At 37.8% G+C, this 13,653-nt stretch carries 11 protein-coding genes; 7 read left to right on the top strand and 4 right to left on the bottom strand.

What is annotated here, in order from left to right; genetic code table 11:
* Nucleotides 1-137: 137 nt before the first annotated feature.
* Nucleotides 138-1,142 carry a D-alanine--D-alanine ligase gene (locus GFH32_RS04585; protein ID WP_153509956.1) on the bottom strand — a complete coding sequence of 335 codons (1,005 nt, stop codon included), beginning with the start codon at nt 1,140-1,142 and terminating at the stop codon, nt 138-140.
* A 139-nt stretch (nt 1,143-1,281) separates the two neighbouring features.
* On the opposite strand from GFH32_RS04585, the gene GFH32_RS04580 reads away from it, so the two are divergent.
* From GFH32_RS04580 to GFH32_RS04550, 7 genes are all read left to right on the top strand, one after another.
* Nucleotides 1,282-2,085, top strand: a complete 804-nt coding sequence (locus tag GFH32_RS04580) for a PASTA domain-containing protein (RefSeq protein ID WP_153509955.1) — start codon at nt 1,282-1,284, stop codon at nt 2,083-2,085.
* 4 nt (nt 2,086-2,089) lie between these two features.
* Nucleotides 2,090-3,130 (top strand): endolytic transglycosylase MltG, encoded by a 1,041-nt coding sequence (gene mltG, locus GFH32_RS04575; RefSeq protein ID WP_153509954.1) that lies wholly within the window; start codon nt 2,090-2,092, stop codon nt 3,128-3,130.
* A gap of 2 nt (nt 3,131-3,132) precedes the next feature.
* On the top strand, nt 3,133-3,543 hold the full coding sequence (locus GFH32_RS04570; protein ID WP_153509953.1) for an acyl-CoA thioesterase: 411 nt from the start codon (nt 3,133-3,135) through the stop codon (nt 3,541-3,543).
* Complete coding sequence (locus GFH32_RS04565) at nt 3,543-4,511, top strand: YihY/virulence factor BrkB family protein (RefSeq protein ID WP_153509952.1); 969 nt, start codon at nt 3,543-3,545, stop codon at nt 4,509-4,511. The genes GFH32_RS04570 and GFH32_RS04565 overlap by 1 nt, the downstream gene beginning before the upstream one ends.
* A 46-nt stretch (nt 4,512-4,557) precedes the next feature.
* Nucleotides 4,558-6,723, top strand: coding sequence for an ATP-binding protein (locus GFH32_RS04560; RefSeq protein WP_153509951.1), 2,166 nt, complete (start codon nt 4,558-4,560; stop codon nt 6,721-6,723).
* 88 nt (nt 6,724-6,811) lie between these two features.
* Nucleotides 6,812-8,746 carry a 30S ribosomal protein S1 gene (rpsA, locus tag GFH32_RS04555; RefSeq protein WP_153509950.1) on the top strand — a complete coding sequence of 645 codons (1,935 nt, stop codon included), beginning with the start codon at nt 6,812-6,814 and terminating at the stop codon, nt 8,744-8,746.
* Between the two features lie 89 nt (nt 8,747-8,835).
* Nucleotides 8,836-9,675: a sulfurtransferase gene (locus tag GFH32_RS04550; protein WP_153509949.1), complete on the top strand. Its 840-nt coding sequence runs from the start codon at nt 8,836-8,838 to the stop codon at nt 9,673-9,675.
* A gap of 54 nt (nt 9,676-9,729) precedes the next feature.
* On the opposite strand, the gene GFH32_RS04545 is transcribed toward GFH32_RS04550, so the two are convergent.
* The 3 genes from GFH32_RS04545 to GFH32_RS04535 are packed head-to-tail and all read right to left on the bottom strand — an operon-like array spanning nt 9,730 to nt 13,647.
* Nucleotides 9,730-10,608, bottom strand: coding sequence for a pirin family protein (locus GFH32_RS04545; RefSeq protein ID WP_153509948.1), 879 nt, complete (start codon nt 10,606-10,608; stop codon nt 9,730-9,732).
* Between the two features lie 47 nt (nt 10,609-10,655).
* Complete coding sequence (gene hutG / locus GFH32_RS04540) at nt 10,656-11,636, bottom strand: formimidoylglutamase (RefSeq protein WP_228384219.1); 981 nt, start codon at nt 11,634-11,636, stop codon at nt 10,656-10,658.
* Nucleotides 11,629-13,647 (bottom strand): urocanate hydratase, encoded by a 2,019-nt coding sequence (locus GFH32_RS04535; RefSeq protein ID WP_153509946.1) that lies wholly within the window; start codon nt 13,645-13,647, stop codon nt 11,629-11,631. Before GFH32_RS04535 ends, hutG begins: the two co-directional genes overlap by 8 nt.
* Between the last annotated feature and the right edge of the window lie 6 nt (nt 13,648-13,653).

The raw sequence follows: 13,653 nt of genomic DNA, 5'->3' as shown, positions 1-13,653 counted from the left end.
TTGCTATTGAGTAATCAGATTAGATGCCGATCTAGTGTTTTTAAGCAATCAAACGGCATCAATTTTACTTAAAAAAAGAGGCGACCAGAAAGGTCGCCTCTTACAATTTCTATTAATTCATAAAAGAACTACTTGAATTAACTAGTTAGCGCTGCTTCGATTAATTCGCCATAAAATGCAGTCTCCGTTCTCCCTGAAGCTCGTACTTGCTGTGGTATAAAGGATTGTGCTGTTTGACCAGGTACCGTATTGATTTCAATAAAGAAGAACTTATCGGTATTATTCTCTATAAAAAAGTCTATGCGCACCATACCTTTACAATTCAATCGAATATAAATTTCTTTGATTATGCGATCGGCCCTTTCCTTCTGTTCCTCATTAAGATCTGCAGGTGTTATTTCTTCGGTCAGTCCTGGTGTATACTTAGCTTCATAATCAAAAAACTCTCGCGTTGTTCTAACTTCTGTTGCAGGAAGCACTTGTAATACACCTTTTGAGTCGCGATAAATTCCTTGTGAAAACTCTCGCCCTGTTACAAACTCTTCAACCAAGACTTGGTAACCTGTATTCTCCGCATCATAAGCATCATCAAGCGCTTTTCGAAGTTCACTCCAATCGGAAACTTTACTCATTCCGATACTACTACCTCCCGCATTTGGCTTCACAAAAATTGGAAGACTCAATTTCTCAAGAACTAGATCAGCAGCTTTGGATCGATGCTCTTCAAATAACAACACCGATTTGGCAACATTGATCTCCTGAATATCTTGTACAATGGCTTTCGTATAACCTTTGTTCATCGTCAAAGCAGATGTTAAAGCTGTACAAGAAGTGTAAGGAAGACCAATCATGTCGAAATAACCCTGTAATCGCCCATCTTCTCCAGGAACGCCATGTATAATAATAAATGCAACGTCAAAGCGGATCGATTCACCATCAAGTTTTATCGAAAAATCTTGACGATCAACCTCGTGCTTATTACCGGATTCATCTTCATAAAACCAACTATCTAATGACACCGTAATCGGAAATACATCGTATTTATTTTTATCAATTTGTGCATAAACGAAGGCCGCACTTTTAAACGATACTTCCGCTTCTCCAGTGTACCCCCCTTTGACTAAAGCAACTTTTGTTTTCATAATAAATTATCAAGAAGCAAATATAATTTGAGATACCAGGAAAAACGAATATTTTTGCCTTTAATATTGACGATATTATCCAAGAATTTAAAAAGTGGAATTAATATTGCGATACCAAAACATTTAAAGCAACAGATTGATGTCGAAATTCTTTTTATACTTAAGGACGAGTGCATTTAGGAAAAACCTAATAGCCGCCTTAATTTTCATAGTCGTCCTATTTATCGTAGTATATTTTGGATTAAAAGTTTACACGAAACATGGGGACTCGCAAGAAGTACCTGTATTGAAAGGATTGCATATTACTGAGGCTTTGAAAATTCTTGACAAAGCCGGTTTGGAATACGAAATAGACTCTATTTACCAAATGGACGCGAAACCAGGATTAGTGATTGATCAAGATCCTGATCCCAAATCTCATGTGAAAGGTGGTCGTACCATATATCTAACGATTATTACACAGTCTGCTCCAGAAATTGCGTTCCCTGAAATTGTTGATAAAACATTTATAGAAGCGTCTGCTATTTTAAAGAATCATTCTTTGAAAATTGCTGACACCACCTATATCAATGATATAGCTCGAGATGTAATTCTAGAGGTAAAATTCTCAGGACAGACAATACAACCTGGACGTATGGTTCCTAAAGGGTCGAGAATCAGCTTAATCCTAGGAAATGGTCGTGGCGATTCAGAAGTTGATATCCCTAACTTAGCAGGCCAATCAGTTGAAGAGGCTAAATTTGCTCTTGCCGGACTTGGACTAACGCTAGGGTCAATTTCCTTTTCCGATAATTCACGCGATACGATCAACGCACGAATTGTAGGTCAGAGCCCTGATACTAGCGCTCACGTTATTTCTATTGGAAGTGCGGTTCACGTAACTTTGGCTATGCCAAAAACAACAACTCCCACACCAGTAAATCCTACAACACCTCAAAATTAAAAACATGGCTGCGAGCGGAAAGAAAAATAACATCCTAAAGGTTTTACTAATCATCGTATTAATTATTGGCCTTGTTGCAGCTTGGTTAGGTTATCAGGCATTTATGTCCCCTAGCATTGCAACTTCTGAAGATTACTTTTATGTGCATACAGATGAGCCCTATGAAAGTGTCATCAAAAGGATTGAAGATGAAGGCATTGTAAAGAACCCTACCTACTTCAAATATGTTGCGAAGTCAATGGATTTACAAAATGGCATTAAACCGGGACGATATAAACTATCTAAAGACCTCAGCAATCGCCGTTTTATTGGGAATTTACGTGGTGGTTATCAAGAAGCAGTTCCATTTAGATTTCAGAATTTGCGCTTAAAAGAGAACTTCGCTGGCGCCTTGGGAAAAAGTTTCGAAGCCGATTCAACGACATTCTTGAATATTCTCAATAATGAAACTATAGCAGAGAAGTATGGCTTTAACAAAGATAATTTCTTCTCCATGTTTATTCCAAACACCTATGAGATTTATTGGAACACTAAGCCTGAAGAAATTATCGATCGCTTCGCTAGTGAGTATAAGAAATTTTGGAATGCCGATAGAAAAGCAAAAGCAGCAGCTTTGGATATGACGCCAGAACAAGTGAGCGTTTTGGCCTCCATCGTTAAAGGAGAGGCACTACATGTCGATGAAATGCCCGAAATAGCTGGATTATATATCAATAGACTAAAACGCGGAATGTTATTGCAAGCGGATCCTACAGTAATTTTTGCTAACAATGATTTCACCATCCGTCGTGTTCTAAATCGTCACCTTACAATTGATAATCCATATAATACCTATCGCTATAAAGGTCTGCCTCCGGGTCCGATCATGATGCCTAGTATTGCATCAATCGACGCCGTGCTAAACTATAATCATCATGATTATATTTACATGTGTGCAAAGGATGATTTCTCAGGATATCACAACTTTGCTAAAACTGTTGCAGAGCATCAAATTAATGCTAGGAAGTTTCAGCAGGCACTTGACGCAAGAAATATCAAAAAATAACTATGTTTTCCTATATACATCAAGTTCGTGTTCGTTATGCCGAAACGGACAATATGGGCTATGTCTACTACGGCAACTATGCCGCCTATTATGAAGTTGCACGTACTGAAATGCTACGCAGCACAGGCATTTCTTATAAAGAATTAGAAGAAATGGGTGTCATGCTCCCTGTCATTGAGCTTCATTGCAACTATATCAAACCTGCAAAATATGATGATTTAATCAGCATAAATATTTATATTCGAGAAAAACCGGGTATAAGGATTAAATTTGAATACGAGCTATTTAATGAAGACGGCGAGTTGTTGAATACAGGTTCTACGCAGCTAGTATTTGTCGATATGGAGCGTAATAGACCATGTAGACCTCCTGCAGTATTCCAAGAGAAAATGGCTCCATTTTTTGGAGAATAATGAAAAAAGTACATCAAACGCTTCTACATCTACAGCCTTATGATCGTTTGATAGAATGGTCGAAAACTGCCACCCTACCGGGATTTGGCAAATTGCCCTTGTATACCGTTTTTGTTTTTTTCTTTCAGGAAATATCGCGAGAATCTATTATAAATAAAGCATCTTCTCTCGCTTACAATTTCATGTTAGCCATATTTCCTGGGATCATCTTTCTCTTCACCTTGATTCCATATATTCCGGTAAACAATTTTCAAGAGCAATTAATGGAGCTTATTCAACTTGCTCTACCAAACAATGCCTATGAAGTCCTGGAAAACACGCTAAAAGATATTATCATTAGGCAAAACGGTGAATTATTGTCTGTCGGTTTTATCCTTTGTACGTTCTTCGCAACTAACGGGATGACCACTTTGATGATGACTTTCAATAAATCTTCTTTAGCGAAGGAATCAAGAACTTGGTTTCAACGCCGAATAGTCGCTTTGGTTTTATCTTTCTCAATTGTTATTGCTTTGGTATGTGGGATTTTTCTATATACCGGATCTAACTGGTTGATAAACTACTTAAAGACGCATATTGATTACGATCTCTCTTGGTTTTGGTCGTTTTTGATAAAAACTGCACAATGGTTAATTCTATTCTCTATCTATTTTTTCACGGTTAGCCTAATCTATAAGTTTGGGCCGTCATCCTCACGTTGGAAGTTGTTTACTCCAGGAGCAACCTTGGCTACCCTACTTGCCATGTTATCATTCTCCTTATTCACGTTCTATATCAATAATTTTGGCGCTTACAACAAATTATATGGATCAATAGGAACTTTAATCGTTGTGATGATTTGGATGTATATGAACGCACTTATTCTTATAATTGGCTATGAATTGAATGCGAGTATTGCACTTTCAAAACAAAGTATTAAAATTGTAAAACCAAGAGTGTATAATTCATTCAAGGCAGACCAGGGATAACACACAAAACCAAAATAAAGTACACACATTGAACTGATGTAAAAGAATGCCACAAGAAGACAAATATTTAATAGAGAGAACTAATCGTAACAAGAGTATTCGCAATATCTTGTTGATATCTACTATTGGCCTTTTTATTGCTTTCTTGATTTTTTTTATCTCTTCATTTATTCAATACCGATCTATACAAACTCGAATTGAAAGAATATATAGCAGCATTAACACTGATCAAAATAGTTTTGTTACCCTACTAACGAAATTCAATGATGCTGAAAACCACTTTCGTCAATATTCCATAAATTATGACAGTGCGGATTTTTCAGATTACAACAAAAATCTAGTTTACTTAAAAAACTCCGTTGATTCATTACGTAAAGTAAGAGAAGTTGAAGAGATTATCGATCGAAATAATTCGAAAGATTCCGTAAGTTATTCTCAGTTACTTCCAAAATATCATGAATTGACTAAGAATATCGACTCACTAATCTCAACCGCAAATACGCTTGATTCATTTCATAAAACTGCAATAAACAACTCACTGTTTAATTTCCCTCAAGGCTCCATATCGGTCATAGCGGCTTTAGCGAAAACGCCAAAAGTTGTAATTAATCGAAAACCATTATTGCAGCGTATTTTTCAGTCAAAAAGAGATACGCTATATCTTGAGGAAGATGTTATTTCCGAAGACACTAAAAAAAGCTTAAGCAAAAGTTACTCTAAAATACAAACGGAATCAGAACTACGAGCACAGGGAAAACTGGATGAAATTAAAACACATTTCACCGATCTTAGACAGAAAGAACGCCTACTGTTAGCGGATAATTTTACGCTTCTGCATGCAACGAATCAGCAAATACGCTATATCCACGATCAAAGGATTAAATTTCAACGCGAGAAGTCAGATCAGGAACTGAGTACGCTTATCGCAAATACAGACACATTCAAATGGCAGATTATTATATCGCTGACCTTTGTATTTATCGTTATCTGTATTTTGGTTTACTATCAGTTCTTTACAAATTATTATGAGCAGATGCTCATGGACGAAAAAATCTATGCGTCTAAACTCGCCGAACAAAAAACGGATATCCTGGCAGAAATAACCCACGAGATCAGAACTCCGATTAACTCCATGATTGGGATCGTTGACTTACTAAGAACTCGAAATGATTTATATCAACCAAAAGATATTCTACTCTTAGAAACTGCCTATTCCAATATAACGTCCACTTCCAAGACAATCAACGATATCTTGAATTTGAGCAAAATAGATAAGCATGATACCATAGAGGCAACTCATTTCGATTTCCGAGAAATGCTCTTAGAGGTTCTCGACAACTATCGAAACCAAGCAAATCTTAAACAAATAGAACTTGCACATTCCTTAGATGAAAGCAAGCCAACAATTATATTCACTGATGAGCTAAAAGTTCGTCAGGTAGTTAGTAATTTGGTAAGTAATGCTATAAAATATTCGTCAAAAGGAACAGTAACAACAAAAATTTATGTGAATAATCATAGCAATTTGGTGATTAAGGTATCGGACGAAGGGAATGGTATTCCAGAAAATTTAAAAAAGAACATATTCAAGAAGTACTATACGGAAAACAAAACCAATAAAGTTGAAGGAGGTGTAGGACTAGGACTGTATATTACCAAAAACATTGTCAGCTTGTTAAAGGGTAGAATCTCCTTTCAATCAAAAGCAAGCCAAGGAACTACTTTTACAGTAGAAATTCCTATTCCGGGTCCAAAATATCGACGTAAAACAACCCTCAATATAAACCGAGTAAAGGACCTTCCTAAGAATTTATCATGGTTAATTGTTGACGATAATGCGCTCAATCTTTTGTATTTAAAACAATTTTTCGTGTTACATGAACAGGTTTTCACGGCAACAAACGGTTTAGAAGCATTGAATCTATTGGATACAAAACACGTCGATGTCATTGTAACCGACATCAATATGCCAGTGATGACTGGGGACGAATTACTAGTTAAAATCCGTCAGAATCCGGCTTATGAACAGATGAAAATAATTGCAACATCATCAGATAATGAGCAAGTTAAACAACAGGAAGAGCTCAAAAATGTAAAATTTGATGGTATACTAATCAAGCCATTTAACGAAAAGAAGCTCACTGAAATTATATTAAAAACGCTTTATCCAATCTTCGAGGATCCCGAAGAAATTAAACAAGAGGAATCTTAAATATTTTTTTTCTTCTAATCTCTTGTAAATAAAAGTTTTTCGTATCTTTGCAGTCCCTACATCGTGGGGAAAAGGAGATAATTAATTAATGGCAAAAAAACAAGAAGCAGAAAAAGAGTTAGCGGCGAAAAACGCAGAGCTACAAGGTGCTGACACAAAAGTTGTGAAAGACACTGAAAAGATTGAGTCTGAAGCAGATTCAAATTTAATCGATGAGATTAAATCGAACACTTGGAGTACTCCAACTGGAGACTTCGACTGGGATCTTGATGAAAAAGCATTCGGTAATTACAGCGATGCTGAGCGTGTTAAATTAGAAGAGCAATATGCTGGAACATTTAACCAAATCAATCAAGGCGAAATTATTGAAGGTATCGTGGTATCTATCAATAACAAAGATGTTGTTTTAAACATCGGTTTCAAATCAGACGGTCTTGTAGCATTATCTGAGTTCCGTGACTTACCTGACTTAAAAGTTGGTGATACGGTTGACGTATTTGTTGAATCGCAAGAGGATGCAAACGGACAATTAGTATTATCACGCAAACGTGCTAAAACACAAAAATCTTGGGAAGAAATCAACAATGCATTGGAAAACGATGCAATTATCGATGGTTTTGTTAAATCACGTACTAAAGGTGGTTTAATCGTTGATATTAAAGGTGTTGAAGCTTTCTTACCAGGTTCTCAAATCGACATCAAACCTATTCGTGATTACGACGTATATGTTGGTAAAACAATGGAATTCAAAGTTGTGAAAATCAACCATGAGTTCAAAAACGTTGTCGTTTCTCACAAAGTATTGATCGAAGACGATTTAGAAAACCAAAAATCTGAAATCGTAGCGAAACTAGAAAAAGGTCAAGTATTAGAAGGTACTGTTAAAAATATCACTGACTTCGGTGTGTTCATCGATTTAGGTGGTGTTGATGGTTTACTTCACATTACTGATATTTCTTGGGGCCGTATCGAGCATCCAAAAGAAGTATTGGCATTAGATCAAACTATTAACGTAGTAGTGTTAGATTTCGATGACGAGAAAAAACGTATCGCATTAGGCTTAAAACAATTATCAGAGCACCCTTGGGAATCTCTAGATACAGCGTTAGAAATCGGTTCTAAAGTTAAAGGTAAAATCGTAACAGTTGCTGATTACGGTGCTTTCTTAGAAATCATTCCTGGTGTTGAAGGATTAATCCACGTATCTGAAATGTCTTGGTCTCAAAACTTACGTTCTCCTCAAGAATTCTTGAAAGTAAGTGATGAAATCGAAGCTGTGATCTTAACATTAGATCGTGAAGAGCGTAAAATGAGCTTAGGTATCAAACAATTGACTCCAGATCCATGGCAAAACATCACTGAACGTTATCCAGTAGGTTCTAAACAATCAGCGGTTGTTAAGAACATGACTAACTTCGGTGTATTCGTAGAGCTAGAAGACGGAATCGATGGTTTAATTCACATCTCTGACCTTTCTTGGTCTAAGAAAGTTAACCACCCTAACGAATTCACTAAAGTTGGTGAGCGTTTAGACGTAGTGGTTTTAGAATTAGATGAAGACAACCGTAAGCTTTCTTTAGGTCACAAACAATTAGAAGAAAACCCTTGGGATACTTTCGAAACTATCTTCACTGAAGGATCAGTTCATGAAGGTACAGTTATCAAAGTTGGTGATAAAGGTGATATCGTAGCTTTACAATACGGTGTTGAAGGCTTCTGCCCTAACAAACACTCTGTAAAAGAAGACGGTTCTTCATTGAAAGTTGACGAAGTTGCTGAATTCAAAATCATTGAATTCAACAAAGAAAACAAACGTTTAGTTATCTCTCACTCACGTATTTGGGAAGATGCTAAAGCTGAAGCTCGTATTGAGGAGTTCAACGCTCGTAAAAAAGAAGCTAAAGCTGCATCATCTGCAGTAAGAAAAGTGAAAGATAATGTTGAAAAATCAACATTAGGTGATCTTGACGTTTTAGCTCAATTAAAAGAGCAAATGGAAGACAATGAAAAAAAATCTAAATAATTAGATTTTTCAAAATAACTTCTAAAGCCCGATCTAATAGATCGGGCTTTTTTGTTTTTAATGACTAAATTCGTGTAAATACATTCCTTATGAGCAACGCATTAATTTCTGTAAAACGCGCGAAAGAAATCATAGAAGATAAAGCCAAGAAAGTGGTGATCCTTGACGCCAGTATTGATAAAGTAGGTCAGAATCTAGATAATAACAATTTAGAACTAATACCAGATTCCCTATTCCTCGATATTGAAAGCAAATTTTCTGACAAAAGAATTGCGCTACCACATACGATGATCGATTCTTCAACATTTGAAACAGAAGCTAGAAAGTTAGGAATTGACAAGGATTCTACGATCCTATTGTACGATCGTTGGGGCGTGTACTCTAGCCCTAGAGCTTGGTGGATGTTTAAATATATGGGCGTAGATGATGTATACGTTATAAATGGAGGTTTACCCGCTTGGAAGTTAGAAGGATTAGGAATAACGAATAGCTATATAGACGTTGCAAAAGTTGGGAACTTTGAATCGCATCCAAGAACACAATGGATAGTTGAAATCAACGAATTGAAAACACTTATCGGCAAGAACGATATTCATATTACTGATGCTCGAAGTGCAGGTCGGTTTGCGGGAACTGCACCTGAACCTAGAATAGGACTAAAATCAGGTCATATTCCTGGATCGAAAAACATACCATTCGATCAAGTCCTAAATGGTATATACTTCCAACCTGAAGAAAGTTTAAAGTCAATATATGCTAATAAAACATCAACAGTTGGCCAGAATATATTTACCTGTGGCTCGGGAATTACAGCATCGATACTAGCATTAGGAGCCTATGAGTTAGGTTTTAGCAATTTGCGAGTATATGACGGTTCATGGTCAGAGTGGGGATCTGATCCGACATCTATAGTCGATCAAGATATTTAAATATCAATATAATTAAAAAGAGGGATTGCCAAATGGTGATCCCTCTTTTATATTTTAAATTTTTGGCGTTGGTAGAGGAACATATCCATCATCTCCTGGAACTTTTGGAAATTCATGATTTATCCATTTCAATTTCGCATCCTCAATAATCTCTCGGCTTGTAGCTACAAAATTCCAATAAATAAAACGCTCCTCAGGGAAAGGCTCTCCTCCAAAAATATAAACGGTAGTTCCTCCTTTCATCTCAAATGAGCAAAGATGAGCATCCTTAGTTATCAGAATTTGCTTTGGACCATACGTAGAGCCATTGCTCGAAATCTCTCCCTCCAGAATGTATAAGCCACTTTCACCATACAACTCGCCACGTATATCAATAATATTATCCTCTTTAGCTTTAATTTCTATCATGTACAATTTACTGTGCACGGGGACTGGTGATTTCTTACCGAATGCTTCTCCAGCAATTAATTTGTAAGCCACAGAATTCTCCTCCCAAGAGGGAATGGCTTCCGCTTCAACATGATGAAATTCTGGCTCTTGGAATTCTAGTTCTTTTGGAAGTGCAACCCAAATCTGTAATCCATGTAGAAATTTATCCTTTTGTCTAAGGTATTCAGGTGTACGTTCTGAGTGAACAACTCCCCTTCCCGCAGTCATCCAGTTTACTGCGCCAGGTTTTATCTCCATGGCAGTACCTAAACTATCTCGATGAAATATAGAACCTTCAAACAAATATGTCAGCGTCGACAAGCCAATATGAGGATGTGGGCCGACATCTAAATTCTCATGGTCTGCAAGACATGCTGGCCCCATATGATCAATAAATACAAAGGGTCCAATTGAGCGTTTCTGTCGAAAGGGTAATAAACGACCAACTAGAAAGTTGCCGATATCAGCAGCTGTTTCTTCGCGAATAAAATCAATATTTGACATGTTTCTCTCTTTAATGTGATTTAGAATTAAAGATACCCATTATCGAACTATTTTTGCAATACTTTAAATAGTAAATCAGCTGCCAGTTTTGCTGTCCTATTGTCAATATCGAAAGCAGGATTAAGCTCAGCGACATCAACAGAACGAAGATTTGGCAACTCAAGAATCGTACTGAACAACAGATCAAAGTTGATATCTGGAACAATTCCGCGATATGCTGGAGCAGACACTCCTGGCGCATAGGCAGCGGAGAAAACGTCTAAATCAACCGTCAAATACACCGAGTCAACGGATCTCCCAAATGCGATTATCTCATCGATAATTTTCCCAATCCGTTGCTCATGGAGTTCCTTGACATGGAAGATTTGCACAGATTTGGAATGGGCAAAATTAAATAGCGCCTTTGTGTTGGAAATATCTTGAATGCCAATTGCTAGATATTTAAAATCGATTTCCTTTCCCTCACAATATTCAGCTATTTGATAAAAACCAGTACCCGAATTACCTTTCCCCTCCACTAATGGTCGAATATCTAAATGGGCGTCGAGATTTATAATTCCAACCGATTGACCAGTTGCTTGTTGAATACCCAAAAAATGAGGAAAGGTTATTTCATGACCGCCACCTAATAGAATTGGAAATCCACCTGATCTTATAATTTTATTAACCGCAATAGTAAGACTAGCTTGACACTCCTCCAAAAACTCACCCTCGCATATAACATCTCCAGCATCAAGCAGACGGACTGAAGAATCAAAATGAACTGGAAGCCCAGCCAATACTTTTCGAAGCGCTTCAGGGCCTCGTTTTGCACCTATTCGACCTAGATTACGACGAACTCCCTCATCACAACAAAAACCAAGCAATACGAATGCTCCATCAAGGGATTGATCATCGCGCAGATCTATCATCGAAACAACTTGATGCCATCGAAATAAATCAGGTGTAGTTCCATCTACCCTTCCGTTCCATATTGTTGGATCGCCAGGTCTATAATTAATCAAATTAGCACTATTCATCTTATGCATTAAAGAGTTGCTGGATCAAATTATCGTCTACCAAAACCGATTCTGTAACTTTAAAAGTTGGTGTTCTCGCTAACTCGGTAGCCAATGCGCTCTTCGCTTCTTTATTTCGCGCCCATGCTCGGCGTGCTATGCCATTGTTAACATCAAAAAAAAGCATTTGACGAATCTTATCTTCAGTTGCTTCAGTGCCATCTAGTAACAGACCAAATCCTCCATTGATTACCTCACCCCAACCGACACCGCCACCATTGTGAATTGAAACCCAAGTTGCACCACGAAAGCTATCCCCGATTACATTATGAATCGCCATGTCTGCAGTAAAACTAGAACCATCATAAATATTGCTCGTTTCTCGATACGGCGAATCCGTTCCAGAAACATCATGATGGTCTCGCCCTAAAACTACCTCAGCCGTTAATCTACCATCGCGAACGGCTTCATTAAATGCCATCGCAATCTTCATTCTGCCCAATGCGTCGGTATATAATATTCTTGCTTGCGAACCAACAACTAATTTATTTTGTTTTGCCTCCTTAATCCATTTAATATTATCCTCCATTTGAAGAGAAATCTCTTCTGAAGAACTGGTTTTTATGTCGGATAAAACCTTTAGGGCTATCTGATCAGTCGTTTCTAAATCACTCGACTTTCCAGACGTACAAACCCAACGAAAAGGTCCAAATCCGTAGTCAAAACACATAGGACCGAGTATATCCTGCACGTAAGAAGGATATTTAAAATCGATTCCATTTGCCGACATGACATCTGCACCTGCCCTAGAACACTCTAGTAGGAATGCATTCCCGTAGTCGAAAAAATATGTCCCCTTAGCAACATGTCTATTAATTGCAGCAGCATGTCGTACCAATGATTCTTGAACCATTAACTTAAACTCATTCGGTTTGTGTGCAATCCAATCATTCGATTCTTCGAAACTAAGGCCAGCGGGATAATATCCTCCGGACCAGGGATTATGTAAAGACGTTTGATCTGATCCAACCGTAATCTTAATATCTTCACGATCAAATTGCTCCCAAACGTCAACGATATTCCCAACATAGGCAATTGCAATGACTTCTTGATTTGAAATAGCTGTACGAACGCGATCAATCAGCGACTCCATGTCCCTGATTAGCACATCAACCCAGCCTTGCTCATATCGCTTTTGAGCTGCAACGGGATTCACTTCCGCGCAAACGGTGATACAACCAGCGATATTTCCGGCTTTTGGCTGTGCACCACTCATACCCCCCAATCCGGAAGTTAAAAATACTTTACCAGCAATGGTTTCATGACTTGGTAGATGTTTCCTAAATGCATTAATCACAGTTATAGTGGTTCCATGAACAATCCCTTGTGGCCCAATGTACATATAGGAGCCGGCAGTCATTTGACCGTACTGTGTCACGCCTAGCGCATTAAATCGTTCTAAATCATCAGGCTTAGAATAGTTTGGAATCATCATACCGTTCGTGACAACCACCCGTGGTGCAAACGGAGAAGAGGGAAATAATCCCATGGGATGGCCACTATATATATGAAGCGTCTGGTCGTTGGACATCATCGACAAAAACTTCATCGTAAGCAGGTATTGTGCCCAGTTTTGAAACACAGCACCGTTCCCACCATATGTAATTAACTCGTATGGATGCTGCGCCACATCAGGATCCAAGTTATTCTGAATCATCAACATGATTGAAGCCGCTTGTAAGCATTTCGCTGGATATTCATTTATCGGGCGTGCGAACATTTTATAAGTAGGTCGAAATCTATACATGTAAATCCGACCATACTGCCGTAATTCATCCAAAAATTCTTTACCCAATACCCCATGCCATTTCTGAGGGAAATAGCGTAAGGCATTTCGAATTGCCAGCTTCTCCTCGGCTAATGTAAGTACTGACTTACGTTTAGGGGCGTGACTGACAGCTTTATCATATATAGCTGCCGGCGGTAATTCTGTTGGAATCCCTTGAAGCAATGCTTCTTGAAAATCGTTAAGTTCCGTCATGAAAAT

This window comes from Sphingobacteruim zhuxiongii (assembly GCF_009557615.1).
GTDB lineage: Bacteria > Bacteroidota > Bacteroidia > Sphingobacteriales > Sphingobacteriaceae > Sphingobacterium > Sphingobacterium zhuxiongii.
Note: the sequence above shows the minus strand (reverse complement) of the source record. Positions and strands in the feature narration are given on the sequence as shown.